This is a genomic window from uncultured Roseibium sp., assembly GCF_963675095.2.
Lineage (GTDB): Bacteria > Pseudomonadota > Alphaproteobacteria > Rhizobiales > Stappiaceae > Roseibium.
Window position 1 is genome coordinate 12,263 of the sequence record NZ_CAXXSJ010000029.1, and the last position, 24,832, is coordinate 37,094.

At 61.3% G+C, this 24,832-nt stretch carries 23 protein-coding genes and 1 pseudogene; 16 read left to right on the top strand and 8 right to left on the bottom strand.

What is annotated here, in order from left to right:
• Positions 1-41: 41 nt before the first annotated feature.
• On the top strand, positions 42-1,313 hold the full coding sequence (locus ABIN98_RS11225; protein ID WP_346909998.1) for a multidrug effflux MFS transporter: 1,272 nt from the start codon (positions 42-44) through the stop codon (positions 1,311-1,313).
• A 47-nt stretch (positions 1,314-1,360) separates the two neighbouring features.
• Here ABIN98_RS11225 and ABIN98_RS11230 read toward each other — a convergent pair whose 3' ends face one another.
• Positions 1,361-2,263 (bottom strand): branched-chain amino acid aminotransferase, encoded by a 903-nt coding sequence (locus ABIN98_RS11230; protein WP_346910000.1) that lies wholly within the window; start codon positions 2,261-2,263, stop codon positions 1,361-1,363.
• A 257-nt stretch (positions 2,264-2,520) separates the two neighbouring features.
• Here ABIN98_RS11230 and ABIN98_RS11235 point away from each other — a divergent pair, with 257 nt between their 5' ends.
• From ABIN98_RS11235 to ABIN98_RS11245, 3 genes are read left to right on the top strand one after another with little or no spacing between them, the layout of a single operon-like run.
• On the top strand, positions 2,521-3,069 hold the full coding sequence (locus ABIN98_RS11235; RefSeq protein ID WP_346910001.1) for a MarR family winged helix-turn-helix transcriptional regulator: 549 nt from the start codon (positions 2,521-2,523) through the stop codon (positions 3,067-3,069).
• A gap of 46 nt (positions 3,070-3,115) precedes the next feature.
• A complete protein-coding gene (locus tag ABIN98_RS11240; RefSeq protein ID WP_346910003.1) occupies positions 3,116-3,817 on the top strand; it encodes a response regulator in 702 nt (233 codons plus the stop codon).
• Between the two features lie 25 nt (positions 3,818-3,842).
• Positions 3,843-5,237 carry an ATP-binding protein gene (locus tag ABIN98_RS11245; protein ID WP_394701484.1) on the top strand — a complete coding sequence of 465 codons (1,395 nt, stop codon included), beginning with the start codon at positions 3,843-3,845 and terminating at the stop codon, positions 5,235-5,237.
• On the opposite strand, the gene ABIN98_RS11250 is transcribed toward ABIN98_RS11245, so the two are convergent.
• The 5 genes from ABIN98_RS11250 to ABIN98_RS11270 all read right to left on the bottom strand — a co-directional run bounded on the left by ABIN98_RS11250 (position 5,234) and on the right by ABIN98_RS11270 (position 8,584).
• The gene (locus ABIN98_RS11250) at positions 5,234-5,575 is read right to left on the bottom strand and encodes a tRNA-binding protein (protein WP_346910004.1); all 342 of its coding nucleotides are present in this window, start codon (positions 5,573-5,575) and stop codon (positions 5,234-5,236) included. The genes ABIN98_RS11245 and ABIN98_RS11250 overlap by 4 nt on opposite strands.
• Positions 5,576-5,676: 101 nt before the next feature.
• Entirely contained in the window at positions 5,677-6,351 is a 675-nt protein-coding gene (locus tag ABIN98_RS11255; protein ID WP_346910005.1) for a TetR family transcriptional regulator, read from the bottom strand.
• Between the two features lie 341 nt (positions 6,352-6,692).
• On the bottom strand, positions 6,693-7,511 hold the full coding sequence (proC, locus tag ABIN98_RS11260) for a pyrroline-5-carboxylate reductase (protein WP_346910007.1): 819 nt from the start codon (positions 7,509-7,511) through the stop codon (positions 6,693-6,695).
• Positions 7,508-8,008, bottom strand: a complete 501-nt coding sequence (locus ABIN98_RS11265) for a YbjN domain-containing protein (protein ID WP_346910009.1) — start codon at positions 8,006-8,008, stop codon at positions 7,508-7,510. Before ABIN98_RS11265 ends, proC begins: the two co-directional genes overlap by 4 nt.
• Positions 8,009-8,287: 279 nt before the next feature.
• Positions 8,288-8,584, bottom strand: coding sequence for an accessory factor UbiK family protein (locus tag ABIN98_RS11270; RefSeq protein ID WP_346910011.1), 297 nt, complete (start codon positions 8,582-8,584; stop codon positions 8,288-8,290).
• A gap of 211 nt (positions 8,585-8,795) precedes the next feature.
• Between ABIN98_RS11270 and lgt the strand changes: the two genes are divergently transcribed.
• The 6 genes from lgt to ABIN98_RS11300 all read left to right on the top strand — a co-directional run bounded on the left by lgt (position 8,796) and on the right by ABIN98_RS11300 (position 14,434).
• A complete protein-coding gene (gene lgt / locus ABIN98_RS11275; protein WP_346910012.1) occupies positions 8,796-9,620 on the top strand; it encodes a prolipoprotein diacylglyceryl transferase in 825 nt (274 codons plus the stop codon).
• Positions 9,617-10,756, top strand: a complete 1,140-nt coding sequence (locus tag ABIN98_RS11280) for a class I SAM-dependent methyltransferase (protein WP_346910013.1) — start codon at positions 9,617-9,619, stop codon at positions 10,754-10,756. The genes lgt and ABIN98_RS11280 overlap by 4 nt, the downstream gene beginning before the upstream one ends.
• Complete coding sequence (pgeF, locus tag ABIN98_RS11285; protein ID WP_346910014.1) at positions 10,753-11,520, top strand: peptidoglycan editing factor PgeF; 768 nt, start codon at positions 10,753-10,755, stop codon at positions 11,518-11,520. Before ABIN98_RS11280 ends, pgeF begins: the two co-directional genes overlap by 4 nt.
• Before the next feature lie 2 nt (positions 11,521-11,522).
• On the top strand, positions 11,523-12,680 hold the full coding sequence (locus ABIN98_RS11290) for a Xaa-Pro peptidase family protein (RefSeq protein WP_346910016.1): 1,158 nt from the start codon (positions 11,523-11,525) through the stop codon (positions 12,678-12,680).
• 82 nt (positions 12,681-12,762) lie between these two features.
• The gene (locus ABIN98_RS11295) at positions 12,763-13,278 is read left to right on the top strand and encodes a hypothetical protein (protein ID WP_346910018.1); all 516 of its coding nucleotides are present in this window, start codon (positions 12,763-12,765) and stop codon (positions 13,276-13,278) included.
• Between the two features lie 223 nt (positions 13,279-13,501).
• Complete coding sequence (locus ABIN98_RS11300; RefSeq protein WP_346910020.1) at positions 13,502-14,434, top strand: ribose-phosphate pyrophosphokinase; 933 nt, start codon at positions 13,502-13,504, stop codon at positions 14,432-14,434.
• Positions 14,435-14,500: 66 nt separating this feature from the next.
• Here ABIN98_RS11300 and ABIN98_RS11305 read toward each other — a convergent pair whose 3' ends face one another.
• Together ABIN98_RS11305 and ABIN98_RS11310 are read right to left on the bottom strand one after the other, a co-directional pair.
• Complete coding sequence (locus ABIN98_RS11305) at positions 14,501-16,627, bottom strand: methyl-accepting chemotaxis protein (protein ID WP_346910022.1); 2,127 nt, start codon at positions 16,625-16,627, stop codon at positions 14,501-14,503.
• Positions 16,628-16,687: 60 nt separating this feature from the next.
• A complete protein-coding gene (locus ABIN98_RS11310) occupies positions 16,688-17,257 on the bottom strand; it encodes a hypothetical protein (protein WP_346910024.1) in 570 nt (189 codons plus the stop codon).
• 475 nt (positions 17,258-17,732) lie between these two features.
• Between ABIN98_RS11310 and ABIN98_RS11315 the strand changes: the two genes are divergently transcribed.
• The 6 genes and pseudogenes from ABIN98_RS11315 to ABIN98_RS11340 all read left to right on the top strand — a co-directional run bounded on the left by ABIN98_RS11315 (position 17,733) and on the right by ABIN98_RS11340 (position 24,817).
• Complete coding sequence (locus ABIN98_RS11315) at positions 17,733-18,359, top strand: 50S ribosomal protein L25/general stress protein Ctc (RefSeq protein WP_346910026.1); 627 nt, start codon at positions 17,733-17,735, stop codon at positions 18,357-18,359.
• A gap of 114 nt (positions 18,360-18,473) precedes the next feature.
• Positions 18,474-19,241: an aminoacyl-tRNA hydrolase gene (pth, locus tag ABIN98_RS11320; protein ID WP_346910028.1), complete on the top strand. Its 768-nt coding sequence runs from the start codon at positions 18,474-18,476 to the stop codon at positions 19,239-19,241.
• A 169-nt stretch (positions 19,242-19,410) separates the two neighbouring features.
• Positions 19,411-20,220, top strand: a complete 810-nt coding sequence (locus ABIN98_RS11325; RefSeq protein WP_346910029.1) for a mechanosensitive ion channel domain-containing protein — start codon at positions 19,411-19,413, stop codon at positions 20,218-20,220.
• Between the two features lie 144 nt (positions 20,221-20,364).
• Complete coding sequence (ychF, locus tag ABIN98_RS11330) at positions 20,365-21,465, top strand: redox-regulated ATPase YchF (protein ID WP_346910030.1); 1,101 nt, start codon at positions 20,365-20,367, stop codon at positions 21,463-21,465.
• Positions 21,466-21,597: 132 nt separating this feature from the next.
• The gene (locus ABIN98_RS11335; RefSeq protein ID WP_346910032.1) at positions 21,598-22,884 is read left to right on the top strand and encodes an MFS transporter; all 1,287 of its coding nucleotides are present in this window, start codon (positions 21,598-21,600) and stop codon (positions 22,882-22,884) included.
• A 156-nt stretch (positions 22,885-23,040) separates the two neighbouring features.
• Positions 23,041-24,817: pseudogene (locus ABIN98_RS11340) on the top strand (SLC13 family permease).
• Positions 24,818-24,832: the final 15 nt, after the last annotated feature.

Here is a 24,832-nt window from a genome sequence, read left to right on the forward strand (position 1 = left end):
GCCTTCCTCAGGCCTCCCGGCTATGAGACAGTTGGATACATATGCAAGAATCGTCCTCCCAGACGGGCACCCACGCCCAGCCGGGCATGCCATTTATTGAATTCGTGATCATGATCGCCGCGCTCATGGCGCTGAACGCGCTCGCCATGGACGTGATGCTGCCCGCCCTGCCGGAGATCGGCGATGCGCTGAACATCCTGCACGAAAACGACCGCCAGCAGGTCCTTGTCGCCTATCTGGTCGGCTTTGGCGGCGCACAACTCTTTTACGGCCCGATCACGGACGCCTTCGGCCGGCGGACCGTCCTGCTCGGCGGCCTGGCGCTCTATGCGGCGGCAAGTGTGGTTTCGCTGATGTCGCAAACCCTCGACCAGTTGCTGCTGGCCCGTGTTCTCCAGGGGGTTGGCTGCGCCGCGACCCGGGTCATTGCCGTGTCCGTCGTGCGCGATTGCTACACCGGGCGTCAGATGGGCAAGGTCATGTCTCTGGTCATGATGATCTTCATGGCCGTTCCGATCATCGCGCCGTCCATCGGCCAGGCGATCCTACTCGTTGCCGGCTGGCGCTGGATCTTCACAATGCTGCTTTTCGCCGGCGTCGTCATGCTTTTGTGGTGTGCGATCCGTCTGCGCGAGACCCTGCCGCGCGAATACCGGCAGGCGCTGAACGTGACGGCAATCACCAAAGCCTACTGGACGACCTTGCGCACCCGGGAAAGCATTGGGTACACGCTTGCCCTCACCTTTGTCTTCGGCGGCCTGTTCGCCTTCATCACCATGTCGCAGCAGATCTTTGTCGAGATATTCGATCTGGGCGTCTGGTTTCCGATCGTCTTTTCCGCGATCGCGATTGCCATGTCGGTTGCCTCCTACATGAACGCGCGTCTGGTGGAAGCGATCGGCATGCGGCGCCTGTCCCATGCCGCGACCCTGGCCTTCATGGGCTTCGGCATCCTGCTTTTCGCCCTGTCCACGGCCGGTGTCGAACACTTCTGGGCCTTCACCCTGATTTCCGGCGCCCTGATGGGCTGCTTCGGCTTCATCGGAGCGAACTACAACACCATGGCCATGGAACCTCTCGGTGATATCGCCGGGACAGCTTCATCGGTCATCGGCTTCATCACCACGCTCGGCGGGGCCGTTCTCGGCTACGTCATGGGCCAGTATTTCGACGGCACGACCCAGCCGCTCGGTTTCGCCTTTGCGGTCTACGGCCTGTGCGCGCTCGCCTGTGTCGTTTATGCGGAGAAGGGCCGGATGTTCCATGCCCATCATCAGGCGCCCGGATCCGGCGACCGGCCGAAACCGGAATGAAAAAGGCGGGCACTGCCCGCCTTCCAAAGAGACCGTGATTTTTCCGATCAGCCGACCGCGGACTTCAGGGCCGGCGCATCCGGACGGACTTCCGCATCGTAGTCGGTCATCAGCGTCTTCGTGATCTCACCGACCTCGAAATTGTACGGACCGATCTCCGACACCGGTGTCACTTCGGCGGCAGTGCCGGTGAGAAAGCACTGCTCGAACCCGGTCAGTTCCTCCGGCATGATAACCCGCTCGATAACCTCGATGCCGCGCGCCTTTGCAAGGCCGATCACCGTCCGCCGGGTGATGCCGTCCAGGAAACAGTCAGGCGTCGGCGTATGGATCTTGCCGTCCTTGACGAAGAAGACGTTCGCACCGGTCGCCTCGGCGACCTGCCCGCGCCAGTCCAGCATCATCGCATCGGCATAACCCTTGCGTTCCGCTTCGTGCTTCGACAGCGTGCAGATCATGTAGAGGCCGGCCGCCTTGGACTTGAAAGGCGCTGTCGCCGGATCCGGACGACGGTAGGTCGCCAGGTCGAGGCGAATGCCCTTCAGCCGCTCTTCCGGAGCAAAGTAGCTCGGCCATTCCCAGGCGGCGATCGCCAGGTGAATGGTGTTTTGTTGTGCCGACACGCCCATCATCTCGCTGCCGCGCCATGCGATCGGCCGGATATAGGCGTCGACAAGATTCATCCGCTCAAGCACGGCTTCCTTGGCAGCGGTGATCTGGTCCTTTGTCCAGGGGATCTCGAAGCCGAGAACATTGGCCGAGGCGTGGAGACGGGCCGTGTGTTCCTCGGATTTGAAGATCCGGCCGCCGTAGGCGCGTTCGCCTTCAAAGACAGCGCTGGCGTAGTGCAAACCGTGGCTGAGCACATGCAGCTTGGCATCGCTCCAGGGCACGAACGTGCCGTCATACCAGATTTCACCTTCGCGCTGATCAAAAGGCACACCTGCCATCTTCTTGCTCCCGACCGCCTCTCACTGGGCGTGTTCAATCTTTAAACCCGACACATCATGCAATGACCCGCTGAGCCCGGACTTGCGCAGACCGTTCAACCGTGCTTTGCACGCCGCCGAAACTCCCGGTATCCTGCCGTGAAGAAATCGTCGAACGGATTCGTTTTAATACGGAAATGCCGAAAAAACGCATCAAATCGTTCAATCATTTCGTTCAGAGCGCATCTTAAGTAACAATCGACCAGAAATAAGTCAATATGACTGACGTAAATTTCAAAAACCAGTCGGCACCGGTCTCATCTCCGGATGAGAAGGTCCGCGTCGGCAGTCCGGCTGAAGAGTTGAGCGACCTGCCTTACGATCTGATTGAACTGCTTTTCTTCGCCTATCGCGACTTCACCTCCGACCCGGACGACGTGCTCGCACAGTATGAATTCGGCCGCGCCCACCATCGGGTGCTCCACTTTGTCGACCGCAATCCCGGGATCAAGGTCACCGATCTGCTCAATATCCTGCGGATCACCAAACAAAGCCTCGGCCGGGTTTTGAAACAGCTGGTCGACCAGGATTTTATCGAGCAGCGCCCGGGGCCCCTGGACCGGCGCCAGAGACTTCTGTTCACCACCGGAAAAGGACACGACCTGGCGGTGCGCCTGTCCCGTTTGCAGGCAAGGCGCCTTGAGCACGCCACAAAGGACCTGCCAGATGGCGCCGCCGACGTTGTACGGCACTTTCTGTTTCAGATGATCGATCCGGATGCCCGGCCCGATGTGGCGAAGCTTGTGCGCCTGCCCAATCAACCTTAAGGCAGCCCCAGGCCAGGCATCAGGCCACGGTACACAGGAGACCTTCGTGACCACCCCGTTCCCGCCGAACGACAACGCGCATCACATTCTTCTGGTCGATGACGACAACCGAATTCGCGAGCTGTTGAGCCGCATCCTGGTCGACGCCGGCTACAGGGTCACGTCCGCCGCCAATGCGGCCGAAGCGCGCCATTGCCTGTCAGGCCTCCTGTTCGACCTCATCATTCTCGACGTGATGATGCCCGGCGAGACGGGACTGGAACTGGCCGCCTGGCTCAGGGAAAATTCAAACGTACCGATCCTGATGCTGACGGCACGATCCGATGCGTCCGATCGCATTGCCGGGCTCGAGGTCGGGGCAGACGATTATCTGGCCAAGCCTTTCGAACCCCGCGAACTCATGCTGCGAATGTCCGCCATCCTGCGACGCGGTGGCCCCAAGCCGGCGGAAACCACGCGCGAGATCCATTTCGGCCCCTTTGTCTTCAATACAAGACGCGGCGAACTGAAGAATGGCGATGAAACGGTACGCCTGACCGACCGGGAAAAGCAGATCCTGGGGATCTTCGCCGAACAGCCGGGCGCCACCGTTCCGCGCCACAAGATCGTCGGCGACGACAGCGGCCTTGGCGAACGGACCGTGGACGTGCAGATCAACCGGCTCCGGCGCAAGATCGAAAAGGATCCGGGCAATCCGGTCTATCTGCAGACGGTCCGCGGCATCGGCTACCGTCTGGCCTGCGACTGAGCGGTAAATTGGGGGCGGGCTTCGCATGGCCAATCTGAACCAGCTTCTGGCGGGCATCAAACTTCCGCCCCCCTTCCGCTATCTGGTGCGCGGCTACCGGCGCATGGCCCGTGCCGCCTACCGGGCCATGCCCAAGGGACTTTATTCCCGGGCGCTTCTGATCATCATTACGCCGATCGTGCTGCTCCAGACCGTGCTGCTCTATGTCTTTATGGAGCGGCATTACCAACTGGTCTCCGAACGCCTGTCCGAAGCGGTCGCTCGGGAAGTCGCTTCCATCGTTTACGTTCTGGAGAATTATCCGCAGGATCCCGAACACGCGAAGATCGAGGGCATGGCCAGCAATGCACTCGGCCTGTCCGTAACCCTGTTGCCGCCGGAGCCCCTTCCGCCACCAGCGCCAAAACCGTTTTTCGATATCATCGACCGCGGCCTGAGCCGGGCGATCAGCCAGAAGGTCGGCAAACCGTTCTGGATCGATACGGTCGGGCGCTCCAGTTTCGTGGAAATCCGCATCCAGCTGGACAACGCGGTCCTGCGCGTCTTTTCCAGGCGCAGCCAGACCTATGCGACCAACTCCCATTTCTTCGTGGTCTGGATGGTGTCCACATCCCTGGTCCTGATCACCATCGCCATGCTGTTCCTGCGCAACCAGATCCGCCCGATCGTGCGCCTGGCCAATGCAGCCGAAAGCTTCGGCAAGGGCCGGCCGATCGGAAAATTCCGCGCCAGCGGAGCCCGTGAGGTCCGCCAGGCAGCGCAGGCCTTCCTGGAAATGCGCCGCCGGATCGAGCGCCAGATCGAGCAGCGCACGACGATGCTCGCCGGTGTCAGCCATGATCTGAGAACCATCCTGACCCGGATGCGCCTGCAACTCGCGCTCATCGGCGACACGCCCGAAAGCGAAGGCATGCGCAAGGATCTGAATGAAATGAGCAGCATGTTGGAGGACTATCTCGCTTTCGCCCGCGGAGACGGAGACGAGAACGTCCAACTGACCGATATGGCCCTGATGCTGGAAGAGCTGGAAGAGGAAGCGGAAATCTCCGGAGCCAACGTCACCGCCTCGTTTGCAGGACCGTCAGAAGTCGAACTCCGCCGCCTCGCCATGAAGCGCTGCCTGTCCAATCTGGTGACCAACGCCATGAAATTCGGGACGCGGGTGGAGTTGAAGGGCAGTTTCGACAAGGGCTGGCTGACGATCACCGTGGACGACGACGGGCCGGGGATCGCCGAAAAAGACCGCGATCTGGCTTTCAGAGCCTTTCACCGGCTGGACGAGTCCCGCAACCAGGACCAGCCCGGCAGCGGCCTCGGCCTCGCCATTGCCCGCGACGTCGCCCGCAGCCACGGCGGCGATCTCTTCCTGGAAGACAGCCCGCTCGGCGGCCTCAGGGCCCGGCTGCGGATACCCGGTTAGTACAGGCGCCCCCCGACAGGCACGTCCAGGTCGGGCCTGAGCAAAACCACCTCACCGTCCTCGTCCGGCACGCCGAGGGTCAGGACTTCCGACATGACCGGACCGATCTGGCGCGGCGGGAAGTTGACCACGGCCATGACCCGACGGCCGATCAGGGTTTCCGGCGTATAATGTTTCGTGATCTGGGCGGAGGTCTTCTTGATGCCGATGTCCGGACCGAAATCGATCTGCATCTTGTAGGCGGGCTTGCGGGCTTCGGGAAACTCTTCTGCGGCAATCACCTTGCCGACCCGGATGTCCACCTTCAGGAAATCGTCAAAGGATATCGTATCGCTCACGGGCTTCACTCGCTGACAGGTCGTTCAAAACCCGCCGACCTTGCCCCGAACAACGTCTCCGGGACAAGACACCTCCAACCGTTTGTAAGCGGCTGTGGCTTTTAGGACTCAGCCGTCTCGGCACCGGCTTCTTCCGTCGGCTCACCGCGATTGCGCCCGGCACGCGCCCGTTTTCCCGCTTCCCAGATCGGGCGGGCAAATTTCTCGGCACTGTCGAGCCGCTGCATCCAGGCCTCCCCGCGATTGAGCTCCTCGTCGAGCCTGGCCATGGTTTTCGGCAGGCCTTCATCGGTCTCATCGAGCCAGGTTTCGACGACCCGGCCGAAGGCCATCGCCAACCCTTGCGTGACGATCCGTCCCTTGATGCCGGTCAGATCGATACCGGCGGCAATCAGCATCCAGCGCTGGGATCGGACCGCGATGGAATTGAACTCCAGCGCCAACGCCGGGTCCCGGCGCACGGCCTCGCCAAGGCTTCGCACCGCATCCCTGTAGGGCGCCAGGTGGTCGAGCCGGATCATCAGGATATCGAACAGCCGGTCATGGGCAGGCTGGTCGCCCATCTCTTCATCGCGGTCGTCGAGAACCGCGGTGTCGATCATTTCCGCGAACGCTTCGACGAGCGCCCGCTTGGAGGAAAAACACTCCCGAAGCGCAGACAGCTTGACGTCGGCCGTCTTCGCCAGCAGCGGCAGGCTGACATCCTCGTAAGAATGCTGCGACAGCAGATCGAGGAAGGTTTTCAGGATCTTCTGCCTGGTCTTAGCGGTCGCCATGATCAAACTCCCTTGCTAGAGCATCGGGCGATAACTTTGAAGCATTTGACCGGTGCGCTTTTGTCTGCTGACAAGGCGGGTCGCGTGCCGTGGTGTTTCCCACCACAAGCGCGAGCCAACGCGGTCAGCAGGCAAAAGAGCCCGGCCCTTCGGGTGTCAGAAAGCAGCCCATCGGCTGCGTTGCGCCGCTTGCACGATGCACCACATCGCGCTTCGCGACGCGCCTGGCCGAGTGAACAGCTTTCTGACATCAAATGGTTCAAAGTTATCGTCCGATGTTCTTGGAAAGATAGGAGCAAAGACACCGGCCTGAAAGGGTTCGGGCTCCGATAATAGGAAAATCAGCCTGCGAGTTCGCGCGCCCGGTTCACCGCAGCTGCCACCGCTTTGGTCATCAGCGGTTTCAAACCGTCTTCGGCCATCAGAACCTCAAGTGCTGCCGCCGTCGTGCCGTTGGGAGACGTCACGTTCTGGCGAAGCACGGTCGGCGTCTCCGGTGACTGGTGCATCAGCTCACCCGCACCCGACACGGTCGCCTCGGCCAGTTCCCTGGCAAGCTCTTCCGGAAGCCCGGCCGCTTTACCGGCTTCCGCAAGACACTCCGCCAGCCAGAAGACATAGGCCGGACCGGACCCGCTGACGCCGGTGACCATGTCGATCTGATCTTCGCTTTCCAGCCAGACGACCTTGCCAACCGCCGACAGCAGCGTTCCGACAGTGTCCTTTTGGTCCTCGCTCACCCCGTCATTCGGGAAAACCGCGGTGATGCCGCGCGCGACCATGGCCGGCGTATTCGGCATGGCACGAGCAACCGGAACCGGACCGAACGCGGTCTGGAACCGGGAAATCGGCGTTCCTGCCGCAACCGACAGGATCAGCGTATCGGGACGGATCGCCGGAGCGATCGCCGGAAGGACCACGTCCATCATCTGCGGCTTGACGGCAACGAGAACGATCGACGGCGCCAGATCGGCGGAAACCTCGGTGACATGGCGAATTCCATGCTTTTCCAGAATAGCCTTGATCTCGTCGCCGGGCTTCGGATCGGAAACGACAATGGCGGAAGGGTCCAGCCCCTCCGCCATCCAGCCGGATAACATCGCCCCGCCCATCTTTCCTGCACCGACAAGAAGGAACGGGCGGTCTTTTGAAAAAATCATGCTTCTCCCACGGTCTCGAACATGGCCGTTGCAATGGCTTCGCTTGCGGGCCGTCCGGCCCAGACGACGAACTGGAAGGCCTGGTAGTAGCGCTCGCAGTTGTCGAGCGCATTGGAGAGCATGGCTTCGATCTGGGTGGAGGTTGCCTCCGAGCCGCCTGCCAGCAGCAGGGACTGCCTGAACATAACGACGCCCTCCTGGTTCCACAGGTCGAAATGCCCCATCCAGAGTTGCTCATTGACCAGAGCCAGCAGGCGGACGACTTCCGTCTTGCGCGCATCCGTGACCTTCAGGTCGAAGGCGCAGGCCAGATGCAGGGCTTCCACCTCTTCCATCCAGGAAAAGGAAACATGGTAGTCGCACCAGCTGCCTGCGACGGAGATCGTAATCTCGTCGTCGGCCGATCTTTCGAACGACCAGTCATTCAGCGCTGCAACGGTTTCGATGGTGTCGACGGGATTGTCAGGTCGCTCGAAGTCAAATTCGATGAGGCTCATGAGCCTACTCCCCTTTCGAGCCGGAGCACGGGGCCGGATTGTATATCAGGCCGATGCGCCGGGTATGTCCCAAGCCTTCGGAGCATCCTGACCGTCTGGGCGGTTCGATCATGCCCCACGAATCCCTGTTAAGATTCAGTATATAAGCACTAACGAATAAAGCGATACATAACGTGGCGCTTTTATGGCCGGAAAAATGTGGACGACCTGGTGTAAACAGGAAGGGCCGCAGGTTATCCGCCGCGACCCTTCTCAAAACTTCTCAGTGAATTCAGGCGATTAGTCCTGAGCCGTCTTTGCAGACGTTTTTGCCGCCGTTTTGGGTTTTGCGGCCGGTTTTTTCTCAAGCGCCTCGATGCGCGCTTCAAGTTCCTCAACCCGGTCCAGCGCCCTCACGGCCATTTCCTTGACCGCATCATGTTCTTCGCGAGAAACGAAATCCATGTCGGACAGGAACCGTTCGGCCTGCGCCCTGAAGGCGGTTTCCACCTCGCGCCGGGCGCCCTGGGCGACGCCCGCAGCATCGGTCATGAGCTTTGCAAATTCATCGAACATGCGGTTTGGGCCCTGGGTCATGGCGAACTCCTGTCAGTCCCTTCAAAATATCAGTACACACCTATGAGGCTTTGACGGCAACTTCAAGACGGCGTTTTGCCGCCAATCGCAAAAGTCGGTGGGGTAAGCCCCCACCTCTTGACGTGGCAGGGCTGAATGGGCCAGCGTCTGGCCGCGCCGGACCGGATCCCGAAACGGCCCCCCTTCCCTGCCAGCAGGAGTCGCTGCGCCGATGCCGCTCTTCGTCCTCCCCTTTCCCGCCATCGACCCGGTGCTGATCCAAGTCGGCCCCTTCGTCCTTCGCTGGTATGCACTCGCCTATATCGTCGGCATCCTGCTTGCGTGGCGCTACATGCGCCGCCTGGTGCTGAACGATACCCTGTGGAACGGCGTCAAACGCCCGACCCCGCTGGACATGGATGACTTCGTGCTCTGGGGCACCGTCGGCATCATCGTCGGCGGCCGGATCGGCTACGTGCTCTTCTATAACCCCGGCTACTATCTCACCCATCCGATGGAAATCTTCGCCGTCTGGACCGGCGGCATGTCTTTTCACGGCGGCTTCACCGGCACCGTGATCGCCATGATCCTGTTTGCCTGGAAAAGGGGTCTGTCGATCTGGACGCTGTTCGATCTCGCCGGCTGCGCGGCGCCGATCGGCCTGTTCTTCGGCCGGATCGCCAATTTCATCAACGGCGAACTCTGGGGCCGGGCGACCGACGTGCCCTGGGCCATGGTGTTTCCGACCGGCGGCCCGGAACCGCGCCATCCGAGCCAGCTTTACGAGGCCGCCCTTGAGGGGATCCTGCTCTTTCTTGCGATGCGCCTCCTGAGCCACCGGTTCAAGATGCTCCAAAAACCCGGCTTCATCGCCGGCGCCTTCGCCTTCGGCTACGGCCTCACCCGCTCCTTCAGCGAACTTTACCGGGTTCCCGATGCCCAGATCGGCTATCTCGGCGGCTTCATGACCATGGGCATCCTGCTGTCGGTACCGATGATGCTTGCCGGCCTGATCGCCATGATCTGGGCCACCCGCCGGCACAAGGACGCCGCATGAGCGGACCGGCCCTGAAGGAAAAGCTTGCTGCGCGGATCCGGGCTCACGGCCCGATCACGGTTGCCGACTATATGGCAACCTGCCTCGCCGATCCGGAGGCCGGCTATTACATCACCCGCGACCCTTTCGGCAAAAAGGGCGACTTCACCACCGCTCCCGAAGTCAGCCAGATGTTCGGCGAACTGATCGGTGCCTTCTGCCTGCAGGCTTATCTGGATCTGGGCGCACCCAAAGCCTTCCAGCTTGTCGAGCTCGGCCCGGGACGGGGCACCCTGATGGCGGACCTGCTGCGCATGGCCTCCCTGCGGCCGGAATTCGTCGACGCGGCCAGTCTGTCACTCGTCGAAACCAGCCCGGCACTCCGCAAAGTACAGACGAAGACATTGGAAAAAGCGCCGCTCTCGCCCGCGTTCCGCGACCGCTTTACCGATGTTCCCGACGGGCCGCTGATCCTTGTCGCCAACGAGTTCTTCGACGCCTTGCCGATCCATCAGTATGTGAAGACCACCGAGGACTGGCGGGAACGCATGATCGGCCTGTCGGAGACCGGCGGCCTGTGTTTCGGCATCGGCACCGGTCGTCTCGACGACTCTGACATGCCTGCGGCGACACAGGACGCACCTGAGGGGACCATCCTCGAAACCCAGCCCGCAGCCAACGCGATCGCACAGGAGATCGGGACCCGCCTTTCCCGCCACGGCGGAGCGGCACTGATCATCGACTACGGCTATCTGAAAACGGCGGCCGGCGACACGCTGCAGGCGCTTTACAAACATGACTATGACGACGTTCTCTCCCACCCGGGCGACGCGGACCTGACCGCCCATGTGAATTTCGAGACACTGGCACGGGCAGCTCAAGAAGGCGGAGCAAAACCGCTCCCCCCTCTGGAGCAGGGCGAATTCCTGCTCCGGCTCGGCCTGCTGGAACGTGCGGGTGTGCTTGGGTCGGGTAAAAGCCACAAGATTCAGAAAACGATCCGCGATGCCGTGGAACGGCTGGCGGCTCCGGACCAGATGGGCACGCTTTTCAAGGTACTGGCGTTCAGCGGCGATGGGCAGGCACTGACCCCATTTGACATGCCAGCCGGAACCCAGCAAGGATTTACCCATATGCGCGGCGGAGAAAACGGATGATTGAGGCTGAAGAGCTCAAACAGCCCGGGGTACGGCATGGGTTCTTTACCCGCCGGGGCGGTGTTTCCGACGGGATTTATGACAGCCTCAACATCGGCAACGGTTCGAGCGATGCGCCGGACAAGGTCGCGGAGAACCGGGCGCGGGTCGCCCGGAAACTGGGTATCGACCCGTCGCAACTGGCGACCCCTTACCAGATCCATTCCGCCGATGTGATCACCCTGAATGCGCCGTTCGACGAGAACGCCGACCGGAAGGCCGATGCGCTGGTCACCGACAGGCCTGGCCTTTTGATCGGCGTCGCCACGGCGGACTGCGGTCCCGTCCTGTTTGCCGACCCGCAAGCCGGTGTCATCGGCGCGGCCCATTCCGGCTGGAAAGGCGCAATCTCCGGTATCCTGGAAAACACCATCACGGCGATGGAAGCGCTTGGCGCCCATCGGAGCCGGATCACCGCCGTCCTCGGCCCCACGATCTCGCAGGCGGCATACGAGGTCGGGCCGGAGTTCCGGGAACGGCTTCTGGAGATGGCGCCGGAAAACGAAAAGTATTTCCGCCCATCTCCACGCGAACATCATCACCAGTTCGACCTGCCCGCCTTCATCATCGACCGGTTGAAGGCAGCCGGCCTGGAAAACAGCCGAAACCTCGATCTGTGCACCTATGCCGACGAGGAGCGGTTCTTCTCCTACAGGCGGACCACCCATCGTGGCGAACCGGACTACGGCCGCCTGATATCGGCCATCGTACTGGCGGGAGACTAGCTATGGCTCTGCATTTCACGTCCGAGGAATTTGACAGCCGGTTCGAGCGCCTGAAGCAGCGCATGGCGGAAGAAAAGCTCGACGCCATGCTGCTATTCGCTCAGGAAAGCATGTACTGGCTGACCGGCTACGACACCTTCGGCTTCTGTTTCTTCCAGTGTCTCGTGGTGACCGCCGACGGCCGGAAAGTCCTGCTGACACGCTCGGCGGACCAGCGCCAGGCGCGCCTCACCTCCAACATCTCCGATATTCGCATCTGGATCGACCTGCCCGACGCCAGCCCGGTCGGACAGTTGAAGGATCTGCTGTTCGATATGGATCTTCTGGGTGCGAAGATCGGCATCGAATATGACACCCACGGCATGACAGGAACGATCGGCATCGAAATCAATGCCCAGCTCAACAGTTTCGCCGACCTGAGCGACGGATCGCGCATCGTACGACGGCTGAGGGCGGTCAAGAGCCCGGCGGAAATCGCCTACGTCCGGCAGGCGGCCGAGCTTGCCGACAAGGCCTATCATGCCGCCATGGACGAAATCCGGCCGGGAGCGGATGAGGGCAGGATCCTTGCCGCCATGCAGGGTGTCATCCTTGAAGGCGGCGGCGACTACCCGGGAAACGAATTCATCATCGGTTCGGGCAAGGACGCTTTGCTGTGCCGCTACAAGAGCGGCCGCCGCACCCTCGATGAAAACGACCAGATCACCCTGGAATGGGCCGGGGTCTGCCGCCATTATCACGCAGCGCTAATGCGGACCGTGATCGTCGGCAGGCCGACGGCGCGCCATCAGGAAATGTACCAGGCGGCCCGAGACGGCCTGGCCGCGGTTGAGGACAAACTCCGGCCCGGCTTTACCTTCGGCGATATTTTCGAAGCCTATGCAGCGGCTGTCGACGCGCACGACATGATGTCCCATCGGCTGAACACCTGCGGCTATTCCCTGGGCGCCCGTTTCACGCCGAGCTGGATGGATCGGCCCATGGCCTACAAGGGCAATCCCGCCGAGGTCAGACCGAACATGACCCTTTTCATGCACATGATCCTGATGGATTCGGTCACCGAAACCGCCATGACGATCGGCCAGACTTACCTCACCACCGAAGCTGCGCCGGAATGCCTTTCGGCTCTGCCTCTCGACCTTCCGGTCAAGTCGGGCTAAATCTGCCGGTACAGTCGGATTCGATTGACCCGAAACTTGTGCCCGAAAGCCATCGAACAGCCTGCGAGCTACGAACGTGCCAATGACCCTGCCTTCCGCTGCTGGCCTTCGCCGGTGTCTCGCCATCCTGAGCGTTCTGACCCTTGCCGCCTGCCAGGGGCTGCCGGAACCGCCCTCGCCCCTCGGCTCGCCGACGCCGAACCAGGCGACCGCCGCACCGCCGCCTGCGACCCCGTCGGACGCCACCTTTGCCTTTGAACCCTTTACCGGTGCGCCGGGCAATATCGCCGACGACCTGTCCCGGCTTATCGGGATCGAGGCCCAGAAGCAGGGCCTGTTGCTTGTGCGCCGGGTCGGCGCCGCGTCGAACTACCGGGTCAAGGGCTACCTGTCGGCCACGGGCGAGCCCTCGTCCGCCACGGTTTTTTATGTCTTCGACATCGTCACACCGTCGGGAACCCGCCTGAAGCGTATCACCGGCAGCGAAACCGTCAGCGGGACGAAGGGAGATCCCTGGCAGGCCATCGATTCGGCGACACTGGACAGAATAGCCAACCGTTCGGTGGTGGAAATCATCGCCTGGCTCAACCGACAGTGACCGTTTTGCCGGCGCAATTTCATTCTTTATGAAAGAATTTTGCGAAAAGGGACGAAAACACCGCTCTCCTGCGGTTGTCGGATGGAAAAGCGGTTGCTAAAACGCCGCCGCCTGCTAAGGGCTGGCCAGCGCGGCTTGGACGCGCGGCACGATGTGAACCAGGACCATACCGGGAAAAAGGGCTGACCCCCGCCCGGCGTCGCACCAGAAGGACTTGCGGCTCATGAAAATCGTCGCGGGCAACTCCAACCGAGCCCTTGCGGAAGAGATTTCCAAATATCTGGACGTGCCTCTGGCCTCCTGTCAGGTCCGTCGCTTCGCGGACCAGGAAATCTTCGTCGAAATTCAGGAAAACGTGCGCGGCGAGGATGTATTCGTCATCCAGCCGACCAGCTATCCCGCGAACGACCACCTGATGGAACTGCTCATCATTATCGATGCGCTACGCCGGTCGTCGGCGCGCCGGATCACCGCCGTGATCCCCTATTTCGGCTATGCCCGCCAGGACCGCCGCGCTTCAGGCCGGACGCCGATCTCGGCCAAACTGGTGGCGAACCTGATCACCGAGGCCGGCGCCGACCGCGTTCTCACGCTCGATCTTCACGCCGGACAGATCCAGGGTTTCTTCGACATTCCCACCGACAACCTGTTCGCCGCGCCGGTCATGACCCGCGACATCAAGGAGCGCTACGCGACCGACAACGTCATGGTCGTGTCTCCGGACGTCGGCGGCGTGGTCCGCGCCCGTGCGTTGGCAAAGCGCATCGAGGCGCCGCTGTCCATCGTCGACAAGCGCCGGGACAAGCCTGGAGAGTCCGAGGTGATGAACATCATCGGCGACGTCGACGGCTACGACTGTATCCTTGTCGATGACATCGTCGACAGCGGCGGCACCCTGTGCAACGCCGCCGAAGCTCTCCTGAAGGACGGCGCGAAATCGGTGACGGCCTATATCACCCACGGCGTTCTGTCCGGCGGTGCGGTCGCCCGCGTGACCTCGTCGAAGCTCAAGGAACTGGTGATCACCAATTCCATCGAGCCCACGGCGGCGATCACCGCGGCGGCCAATATCCGCGCGATTTCGATCGCCCCGCTGATCGGCGAGGCGATCAACCGGACGGCCCTGGAAAAATCCGTTTCCAGCCTGTTCAGCTGACGGAAGTCGAACGCGCATGAAAAAGCCGGCCCCGTGGCCGGCTTTTTGCCTTTCCGCTTCTTTCGTTCAGGCAGCCGAAACCGCAGCAAGGAACCTGTCGACGGTCCGGCGCAGCTCGCCCGTCCGATCGCTCACACTTGCGGAGGCTTCCAGCACCTTCGAGGCCGACTCGCTGGTATCGCGGACCTTCTCGGAGATATTGACCATCGTCTCCGCCACATGCAGCGTGCCGGACGCAGCTTCCTGGACGTTTGAGGAAATCTCGCCGGTCGCAGCGCCCTGCTGCTCGACGGCCGATGCAATCGACGTGGTGTAGGAGTTCACCTCACCCATTGTGTCGGTGATCTCCTGGATGGCGACGACGGCTTCCCGGGTTGCATCCTGCACCTCGTTGATCTGGGCGCTGATTTCCTCAGTCGCCTTGGCCGTCTGGGTGGCCAGTTCCTTGACTTCCGACGCCACCACGGCAAAACCCTTTCCTGCCTCGCCGGCGCGCGCCGCCTCGATCGTGGCATTGAGCGCAAGCAGGTTGGTCTGTTCGGCGATGTCTGAAATCAGTTTGACCACATCGCCGATCCGCTGAGCGGCTTCCGCGAGGCCTCCGATCTTGTCGTTGGTCTGCGCGGCATTTTCAACCGCCTTCCCGACGATCCCGGTGGTGCTCTCGACCTGGCGGCTGATCTCCTGGATAGAGGCCGTCAGTTCTTCAGCGGCCGAGGCCACCGTTTGAACGTTGCTGGACGCCTGCTCCGAGGCGGACGATGCGCCGGACGCTTCGCCGGCGGTCGCATCGGCGATTGCGTTGAGATCTTCCGCTACGGTACGCATCTCTTCGGAGTTGTTTGAAACCGCGTCCAGCATATCGGCCACTTCCGAACGGAAGCTGTCGATCAGGGATCGGACCTCTCCGGCCTGCCGCTCGCGCGCCTCGCTGGTCGATCGCTGATCGGCCTCCAGTTGGGTCCGCTCAATGGCATTGTTGCGGAAAACGACGACCGTCTTGGCCATGTCGTCGATCTCGTCGTTGGATGTCTGGCTCGGCACCTCCGCATCCGTGTTGCCGTCGGCAAGCTGCACCATGGCATCGGACAGGAGCCGGATCCGGCCGCTGAGGTTTCTCGAAAAATAGACGCCGACAGCCGCGGCGATCAGGGCGCTCAGGGCCGCGATGCCCAGGATCCAGTTCCTGAGGCTGGCCAGCGGCGCCAGTACTTCGGCCACATCCTGCACCACGACAACAGCGAAGGGCTTCTTCAGATAGTCAAACGGAATGATGGCCGCATCGACCTCGCGTCCATTGAAGTCATGGATTTCCTTGAACTCCGGCTTGCCACCAAGCGCAGAGAGCACCTCGTTCCGCTTCAGGATATCGCTCATCACCTCGGAAGCGTCGGCGGTCCGCAGGCTGTCGTTTTGCACGATGCCGTCACCGTTGATGAAATAGACATCCCCGGTTTCCCCGAGACCTGCATATTTACCCAACGTGGCACTGATCTTGTCGGTCGGCACCTGATAGACGAGGACGCCGAGTTTTTTGGAGCCGATCCCGATCGGAGTGGCCATGAAACCGGCAGGTTCGCCGTTATGCGCCTGATAGGGCTCGAGATCATAAAGAACTGCAGTGCCGGTATCGGCGGCTATCGCGTCTTCGAAGGCTTTCGCCAGATTGGTGTCCTTCCACTCCGCGGAGCGAAGGTTGGCGGCAAAATCGCCGAGCTTGTTGACCGTATAGACGACATGGCCTTCAGGATCGATCAGCATCAGATCCTCGTAGCCGTTGTCGGCGATATATCGTCGAAGCAGCGGGTGGAATTTCGCGTGCGAGCGGTCGTAGGGCTTGCGCCCGGCTTTCACCAGCTCGGCCCGCTCGTTTTCCGGATGGGGATTGTCCATCACGTAGGTCTTCAGGACCCGTTCGGTCGCCTCATCACCGTATTTCGCCCACCCGGCTTCGAAATCGGCTATGGCGGCCCGAATGGTCTGCCCTTCGGCGTTGGAGAGAATACCGGCACGAACCGCTGTCAGTTCGTCGATCAGGGAATCCTTCCGGCTTTCAGCGACGGCCATCAAGCGCTCCTCGGCCAGAGCCTTGACGCTTTTAGCACCCGACAGGTAGCTGGCAACGCCAACGCCGGCCGAACATAAGAGCGCGATCCCGACAATCACCGACGGCAGTTTCGTAGATACCCTCACCTCAAGCTCCCATTTTTATTCTTTGCCGGTGAAGGGCGCCGAAGCGCCCCTCATCAAATATCAGAGTTTGTCGACGTTCACGCCGAAGGTGACCGCGCCGATGGTCTCGCCGGTGGCAGGGTCGGTTACGGAAACGCTGACCTGGCTTTGAAGCTGCTGGGTGCTTTCATCCTGCTCGAGGTCACCGACATGAACTGCGCCCTTGCCTTTCAGGAAGGTTTCCTTCCACTTGGCCTCGTCGCCCTGCCAGTAGTCTGAGGTGACGTCGCTCTGTCCGACATTCAGACCCTTTGCATCCATGACGAAGATCTCGGTGAAAAGTCCGTCGCTGTTGCCTTGGGCATCGGCCAGATAGGCGGAAAGATCGTTTTCCAGGACCGTGTCGATCATCGGCTGGTCGGCGGCATCCGCCTCCGCCCGCCATTGCTTGTCGAGCTCGTCAATCTTGGCCTGGTCGTAACCGGTCGTCTGTTCGTTCTGGGCCTTTACGGCGGAAACGACCTCGCTGGAACCCGCGATTTCAGCGATTTTCCCCGAAGCCAAAGCCGTCAACTCACTCTGGAATTCGTTGGCCGCAACCGAGCTGCAACCAATCAGAACCGCCAGCACTGCACTGGTAAGTATTTTCATCAGTAACTCCCATTTTTCCTCTAAGGACTATTAGAAGGCGAACAATTTAAAAAATATATAACTGAATTTCTTACCTAAGGTTGTATAGATTTAATATACACATGCTGTAATTATTATTTAGATATCGCTAATTCTTACAAATAAAATCGATGAATGAATTCCTGCCAGTACCGAAAAAGTCAGCTATTTCCAGAAAAATGCATATTGACAAATACTTACCGCACAGCATCATGTCGTTGCCGCACCGCCAAAAGCCGCGCCAACGTCACATTCCGGCTGAAAGTCTCGACAGGAGGGGCAGGTGTGGTTTCGAGCTTCTCGCTTGCGTAACAGGGGCCTTTCCGCTATAGCACCCGCGCGCCTGCACCCCTGGAGGAGGCGCTTTCGGGCCGATTCCGGTATGCGGTGCATTGATTGAAAGATGAATGCACAGTGTGTCGCCGGCCCATTTCAAAACATCCGAAGGAGTTTTGCCATGGCTACCAGCTATGAGCTGAAGGCAGCGGCACGGGAACGGGTGGGCAAGGGGGCCGCTCGGGCACTGCGTCGCGAAGGCCTTCTCCCCGCCGTTATCTACGGCGACAAGAAAGCAGCCCTGCCGATCACCATTCCGGTGAAGGAAACCACGCTGACCCTGCACAAAGGCGGTTTTCTGACCCACCTCGGCATCATCGATGTCGACGGCGAAAAGCATCAGGTCATTGCCAAGGACTATCAGCTGCACCCGGTTCGCGATGAACTGCTGCACGTCGATTTCCTGCGCGTTTCCAAGAATGCGGTGCTGACGATCGAAGTTCCGGTTCACTTCCTCAACGAAGAAACCTGCCCGGGCATCAAGCGCGGCGGTGTTCTCAACATCGTGCGCCACACGGTCGAAATGACCGTTCCGGCAACCGCGATTCCGGAAGCCCTCGAACTCGACCTCGCGACCGCCAACCTTGGCGACAGCCTGCACATTTCCGCAGTCAAGCTGCCGGAAGGCTGCCAACCGACGATCACCGACCGCGATTTCACCATCGCGACGATCGCCGCTCCGGCCGGCCTGAAGGAAACGGACGAAGGCGAAGAAGGTGCAGAAGAAGGCGAAGCAGAAGGCGAATAAGCCTTATCGCTTTACGCATTTCGAAGGGGACGGTCGACCGTCCCCTTCTCGTTTCTCAAGCCCTTTTCGGGCGGAAACAAACGATAAGAATCGTTCGTTAGCTGGGGGCATCTCATGCGGCTGATCGTTGGTCTCGGCAATCCGGGAGCAAAATACGAGCGCAACCGGCATAACATCGGCTTCATGGCCGTTGACGAGATCCACCGCTGCCATTCCTCCTTTTCGCCCTGGCGCGCCCGATTCCAGGGCCAGGTCTCCGAAGGCCGCCTCGGATCGGAAAAGGTGCTCCTTTTAAAGCCCTCCACCTACATGAACGAATCCGGCCGCGCCGTCGGCGAGGCCATCCGATTCTACAAGATCGAGCCGGAAGACATCGTGGTCATCTACGATGAACTCGATCTGCCGCCGGCAAAATACCGCATGAAAACCGGCGGAGGACACGGCGGCCACAACGGCCTGCGGTCGATCACCGCCCATATCGGCGCCGACTACCGCCGCCTGCGCCTCGGCATCGGCCACCCCGGCGACAAGAAGCTCGTGTCCAACTATGTGCTGGGCGACTTCGCCAAGGCCGACAGCGACTGGATCGAACCCCTGCTGCGCGAGATTGCCGACAACGCGGATCTCCTCGCGGAGGGCAAGGACAGCCAGTTCGCCAACAAGCTGACGCTCGCCCTCGAGCCGGAAAAGGCAAAGCGCGGCGGCTCCAGACCGGCAGGCGGGGATCAGGGCGGGAAAACCGCCGCTGCCAAGCCCCCGAAGTCACCCGGGGCCAAGGGTCAAAGCCATATCCGCCAGGCTCGACAGGCGAAGACCCCGAACCTGCCGAAGTCCGGCCCCATGGCCGACATGCTCAAGAAGCTGCTCGGCAACAAGGACTAGGGCAAACACCCCGTTCATATGCGGCGGTTCGGCTCGCCGGCCGTGTTGGCCTATGCCAGCAACCGGATTTGTCTTCCGGCAGCGGTTTATCTTTGCGCCTCATACGTTAAATTACGGACAGCGTTTCAATCCGGTCTCAGCCTGACCTCAAAGCCAAAAAGGAAGGCCCATGGACACAATGATCGCGGAGGCGAGTGCCTACACGCCCCTCATTCTCAACGCAGCCAAGGCAATAGTCGTTCTCATCGTCGGCTGGTTTCTCGCCGGCTTCCTGAGCAGCATGGTGCGCAAACGGGTCAATGCCAGCCCGAAGATCGACGACACGCTCGGCAACTTCGCCGCGTCGATCATCAAGTGGCTGATCCTGCTGGTCACCATCATCGCTGTTCTGCAGTTGTTCGGCATCCAGGCAACCAGCCTTGTAGCGGTGCTCGGCGCCGCAACCCTCGCCATCGGCCTGGCTCTCCAGGGCACGTTGAGCGATCTCGCGGCCGGAGTCATGCTGATCCTTTTCCGGCCCTACAAGCTCGGACAATTTGTCGACATTGGCGGCACGTCGGGAACGGTCAAGGACATCAACCTGTTCATGACGGAACTGGCCACGCCGGACAATGTCCAGATCATCCTGCCCAACGGCAAGGCCTGGGGTTCCATCATTACGAACTATTCCACCCATCCGACCCGTCGGGTCGATTTCACCTTCGGCATCGACTACTCCGACGACATCGACAAGGCGGTCGGCATCATCACAGAACTCGCAAACGCAGACGAGCGCGTACACATGGATCCGGAGCCCTGGGTCCGGGTGACCAACCTGGGGGATTCATCCGTCGATCTCGGTGTCCGCCTGTGGTGCGCGGCCGGTGATTACTGGGAGCTCAAGTTCGCGATGACGAAGAAGGTCAAGGAAGCCTTCGACGCGAAGGGCATCTCGATCCCCTATCCTCACTCGGTAGAGATCCAGAAAAAGGCGGACTGATCGCCTGCAGACGCCGAACTTCCGAAGAGCCGCGATTTCGCGGCTCTTTCTGCGACAGCACCGCGTCCATGCCCCTTGACCTTACCCCGGCCTTCCGGCACATAGCGGCAACGTCCAAGACATCCAAACCGAAAGCGATCATCCATGGGTTTCCAGTGCGGCATCGTCGGACTGCCCAATGTCGGCAAGTCCACGCTCTTCAACGCGCTCACCAAGACCGCAGCCGCGCAGGCCGCGAACTATCCGTTCTGCACCATCGAGCCGAACACCGGTGAAGTCGCCGTTCCCGATCCGCGCCTGAACGCCATTCAGAAGATCTCCGGTTCGAAGGAACTCATCCCGACCCGGATCACCTTCGTCGACATCGCCGGCCTCGTGCGTGGCGCCTCCAAGGGCGAAGGCCTCGGCAACCAGTTCCTGGCCAACATCCGCGAGGTCGATGCCATCGTCCACGTGCTGCGCTGCTTCGAGGATGACGACATCACCCACGTGGAAGGCACCATCGATCCGATCGCCGACGCCGAGACGGTGGAGACCGAACTGATGGTCTCCGATCTGGAAAGCCTGGAGCGCCGGATCGCGCCGCTGAAGAAGAAGGCAACCGGCGGCGACAAGGAAGCCAAGGCGGTCATTCCGATCATGGAAGCGGCTCTGGCATTGCTTCAGGACGGCAAACCCGTGCGCCTGCTGCAACTCGACGATCCGGAAGAGAAGAAGATCCTCGAGGGCCTGAACCTCCTGACCTCCAAGCCCGTACTGTTTGTCTGCAATGTCGATGAAGCATCGGCGGCCACCGGCAACTCGCTGTCGGCAAAGGTGGAGGAAATGGCCAAGGCGCAGGGCGCCGGCTCGGTCATCATCTCCGCTGCGATCGAGGCGGAAATCTCGCAGCTCGACAAGGAAGAACAGGACGAGTTCCTGGAGACCATCGGCCTTGAGGAACCGGGACTCGACCGGCTGATCCGCGCCGGCTACGAACTGCTCGGCCTGATCACCTATTTCACCGCCGGCCCGAAGGAAGTGCGCGCCTGGACGATCACCTCCGGCACCAAGGCACCGGGCGCCGCCGGGGTCATCCATACGGACTTCGAACGCGGTTTCATTCGCGCCCAGACGATCGCCTACAACGACTACATCTCCCTTGGCGGCGAAACGGCGGCCAAGGAAGCCGGCAAGGCGCGCGACGAGGGCAAGGAATATGTCGTCAAGGACGGCGACATCCTGCTGTTCAAGTTCAACACCTGAGGTTCGCCGGATAAGTCGGCCCGGGCGGCATGAAAAGGCCGCCCCCTACCGGACAAAGAGAAAATAAAGGGTTTTTACCTATCCTCGGCCTTAGATAGGCGGGGGGCGCCTGTCCGGTAAGGAGCATATTGGATGGGCGCGGATCGGAAAAACATCCGGAAGATCATTGCCGGCACGGTCGGCAATACCCTGGAGTGGTACGACTTCGCCGTCTACGGCTATCTCGCACCGATCATCGCCCACCAGTTTTTTCCAAGCGGCAGCCCCACCGTCAGCCTGATCGCGACCTTCGGCGTCTTTGCCGCGGGCTTCCTGATGCGTCCGGTCGGCAGCCTCCTGCTCGGCCATATCGCGGATCGCGCCGGGCGCCGCCAGGCCTTGCTGATTTCGGTGGCCCTGATGGCCATTCCGACATCGCTGATCGCACTGCTCCCCACCTACGAATCCATCGGCATTCTGGCCCCCATCCTGCTGACCGTTCTCAGGCTGCTGCAAGGAATGTCCGTCGGCGGCGAGTACACCGGATCTTCCGTTTATCTCTATGAAATCGCGCCGAAACACCTGCGATCCTTCACCGTCTCCTGGACGATGGTCGGTGCGGTCTTCGGCATTCTCCTGGGATCCGGCGTCGCCGCGATTGCCACCGGAATGGTCCCGGCCGACGACCTGAACAGCTGGGGTTGGCGGATCCCGTTTGCCTTTGGCCTCCTGCTCGGGGTTTCCGGTTTCATGATCCGGTCCAACACACGAGCGGATGAAACCGACCTGCCGCCGTCGCCGCGCGAACCGGTCCGGGTCCCGGTGCACCACGTAATGCAACACCACAAGCCGGCCCTGTTCCGCACTATCGCCTGCAATGTGCTCAACGGTGTCGGCTTCTACCTCACCTTCGTCTATCTCACGACCTATCTCGTCGATTACAGCAAGCTGACCGAGAGCCGGGCCTTGACGATCAACACCGGCGTGATGGTCGTCTTCATGCTTCTGCTGCCGCTGCTCGGCTATCTGGCCGACAGGATCGGCTGGCGTCCGCTGCTGCTGATCGGCTCCGGGGGCATTGCCGTTCTCGGGTATCCCGCGTTCTGGCTGCTCCATCACCCGGATCCGACCATGGTCATCCTCGGTCAATGCAGTCTGGCGCTGGTCCTCGCCTGCTATCTCGCGCCGCTGCTCGGCGCCATGATTTCACAGTTCCCGGCGGAAGTACGCGTCACCGGATATTCCATCGGCTACAACATCCCGCTGGCGCTCTTCGGCGGCACATCACCACTCGTTGCGACCTACCTGATCCATGAAACCCACATGCAGCTTGCCCCGGCCTTCTATCTGACCGCGGCCGGGATCCTGGCATTTCTTGTGGTCAGTTTCATGCCGTCGACCGAAGACGAAGCCGAGCCTCCCGCAATACCTGCGGAATAAGCGATCCACGATAGCCTCCTGCCAATACCGGAGCGCCTGCGCGGATGACGATACAGGACGAGCACAAACCCCTCGACCTGCCCTTCCGATCCGGACTAAGGTCTGCCGGATTCCGATCGCAACCTGTCCCCGCATCCGGCCCCGGAGATCCTGTTCGTGACACTTGACCAAGCCCTCCTGTTCGCACTCTTCGGCGTGGTCTTTGCGTTGCTGATCTGGGGACGGATCCGCTACGACCTGGTCGCATTCGCTGCGCTGGTATTGGCAACCGTGCTGCACCTCGTCCCGAAGGATCAAGTATTTTCCGGCTTCGGTCATCCGGCGGTGGTCATCATTGCCCTGGTTCTGATCGTCTCCAGGGGGCTGATGAACTCCGGCGCGATCGAACTCGTGGCAGGCAAACTTCTGTCGTCCTCGCACGGCCTGTTCACACATATCGGACTGATGTCGGTGGTCGGCGCCGGCCTGTCCGCCATCATCAACAACGTCGCAGCTCTTGCCCCTTTTGATGCCGCTGGACATCGAGGCCGCCAAGAAGGCGGGGCGCGCGGTCGGCCTGTCCCTGATGCCGCTTTCCTTCGCCACCATTCTCGGCGGCATGATCACGCTGATCGGCACGCCGCCGAATATCGTGGTCGCGCAATACCGCCAGGATGCGCTCGGCGAACCGTTTTCAATGTTCGCCTTCACGCCGGTCGGCCTGACCGTGGCTGTGATCGGCGTTCTCTTTGTCACCCTGATCGGCTGGCGGCTGCTGCCGTCCCGGGTCACCGAGGCGCCCGTCACGGAAGATCCGGAAGCAAGCCTCTACATTGCCGAGTTGCGCGTCGGGGAAAGCGCGAAGGAACAGAAAACCACGGTTGGCGATCTTTACCCGGTTGCGGATGAAAACGACCTCAACATTCTGGGCCTCATCCGCAACGGACGCCGGCTACGCGGCTTTGCCCGGCAGGAACCGGTTTCGCCGGGCGACTTTCTCGTGGTCGAGGGCGACCCGAAGGCCATCGAAGCCTTCATGGGCGCGGCCAAGCTGGATTTCGCAGGCTCCGAAAAACACAGCGGCGGTCTGACCGGCGGCAATCTCACCCTCAAGGAAGCCATCGTTCCAGACGGCGCCCGGATCTCCGGCAACAGCGCCTTCGACCTGAGCCTGCTGCACGGCCAGGGCGTCACCCTGCTCGGCGTGTCCCGCCAGGGCCGGCGCGTCCACGCCCGCGTGCGGCACATGACGATTCTGCCCGGCGACGTGCTCCTGCTGCTCGGATCTGAAACCCGTCTGAAGGCCGCGATCAACTGGCTCGGCGTGCTGCCGCTCGAGGGCCGCAGCACCGGGCTGGTCCAGCGCAACAAGGCCATTCTCGCCATTGCCGCATTCGGCCTTGCCATTGCCGCCGCCGTTACCGGCCTTGTCTATCTGCCCGTGGCCCTTGCCGCCTGCACCATCGTCTATGCCCTGGCCGGCCTCATCAGCGGACGGGAAGTCTATGAGGCGGTGGAATGGAAGGTAATCGTTCTGCTCGGCTCGCTCATCCCGCTCGGCCAGGCGTTCGAGACCTCCGGCAGCGCACAACTGATTGCATCGGGCATTGTCGGCGTCACCGACGGCTATCCCGCCTGGGTCGCGCTCGCGGTGCTGATGGCGGTCACCATGACGCTCTCCGACTTCCTGAACAACGTCGCGACCTGCCTGATCGCGGCTCCCATTGGGCTCCAGATCGCACAGACGCTGGGGGTCAATCCGGATCCGTTCCTGATGAGCGTCGCGGTTGCCGGGTCCTGCGCGTTTCTCACGCCAATCGGACACAAGAACAACACCATCATCATGGGTCCCGGCGGCTACCGTTTCGGCGACTACTGGCGCCTCGGCTTGCCGCTGGAACTTCTGGTACTCGGGGTTTCCGTGCCGGCCATCCTGGTCTTCTGGCCGCTGTAATCAGGCACCCGGCCT

Coding starts and splice junctions, on each gene's coding strand:
- ABIN98_RS11225 (WP_346909998.1), top strand. CDS start 42: ATGCAAGAATCGTCCTCCCAGACGGGCACCCACGCCCAGCCGGGCATG.
- ABIN98_RS11230 (WP_346910000.1), bottom strand. CDS start 2,263: ATGGCAGGTGTGCCTTTTGATCAGCGCGAAGGTGAAATCTGGTATGAC.
- ABIN98_RS11235 (WP_346910001.1), top strand. CDS start 2,521: ATGACTGACGTAAATTTCAAAAACCAGTCGGCACCGGTCTCATCTCCG.
- ABIN98_RS11245 (WP_394701484.1), top strand. CDS start 3,843: ATGGCCAATCTGAACCAGCTTCTGGCGGGCATCAAACTTCCGCCCCCC.
- ABIN98_RS11255 (WP_346910005.1), bottom strand. CDS start 6,351: ATGGCGACCGCTAAGACCAGGCAGAAGATCCTGAAAACCTTCCTCGAT.
- proC (WP_346910007.1), bottom strand. CDS start 7,511: ATGATTTTTTCAAAAGACCGCCCGTTCCTTCTTGTCGGTGCAGGAAAG.
- ABIN98_RS11265 (WP_346910009.1), bottom strand. CDS start 8,008: ATGAGCCTCATCGAATTTGACTTCGAGCGACCTGACAATCCCGTCGAC.
- ABIN98_RS11270 (WP_346910011.1), bottom strand. CDS start 8,584: ATGACCCAGGGCCCAAACCGCATGTTCGATGAATTTGCAAAGCTCATG.
- lgt (WP_346910012.1), top strand. CDS start 8,796: ATGCCGCTCTTCGTCCTCCCCTTTCCCGCCATCGACCCGGTGCTGATC.
- ABIN98_RS11280 (WP_346910013.1), top strand. CDS start 9,617: ATGAGCGGACCGGCCCTGAAGGAAAAGCTTGCTGCGCGGATCCGGGCT.
- pgeF (WP_346910014.1), top strand. CDS start 10,753: ATGATTGAGGCTGAAGAGCTCAAACAGCCCGGGGTACGGCATGGGTTC.
- ABIN98_RS11290 (WP_346910016.1), top strand. CDS start 11,523: ATGGCTCTGCATTTCACGTCCGAGGAATTTGACAGCCGGTTCGAGCGC.
- ABIN98_RS11295 (WP_346910018.1), top strand. CDS start 12,763: ATGACCCTGCCTTCCGCTGCTGGCCTTCGCCGGTGTCTCGCCATCCTG.
- ABIN98_RS11300 (WP_346910020.1), top strand. CDS start 13,502: ATGAAAATCGTCGCGGGCAACTCCAACCGAGCCCTTGCGGAAGAGATT.
- ABIN98_RS11310 (WP_346910024.1), bottom strand. CDS start 17,257: ATGAAAATACTTACCAGTGCAGTGCTGGCGGTTCTGATTGGTTGCAGC.
- ABIN98_RS11315 (WP_346910026.1), top strand. CDS start 17,733: ATGGCTACCAGCTATGAGCTGAAGGCAGCGGCACGGGAACGGGTGGGC.
- pth (WP_346910028.1), top strand. CDS start 18,474: ATGCGGCTGATCGTTGGTCTCGGCAATCCGGGAGCAAAATACGAGCGC.
- ABIN98_RS11325 (WP_346910029.1), top strand. CDS start 19,411: ATGGACACAATGATCGCGGAGGCGAGTGCCTACACGCCCCTCATTCTC.
- ychF (WP_346910030.1), top strand. CDS start 20,365: ATGGGTTTCCAGTGCGGCATCGTCGGACTGCCCAATGTCGGCAAGTCC.
- ABIN98_RS11335 (WP_346910032.1), top strand. CDS start 21,598: ATGGGCGCGGATCGGAAAAACATCCGGAAGATCATTGCCGGCACGGTC.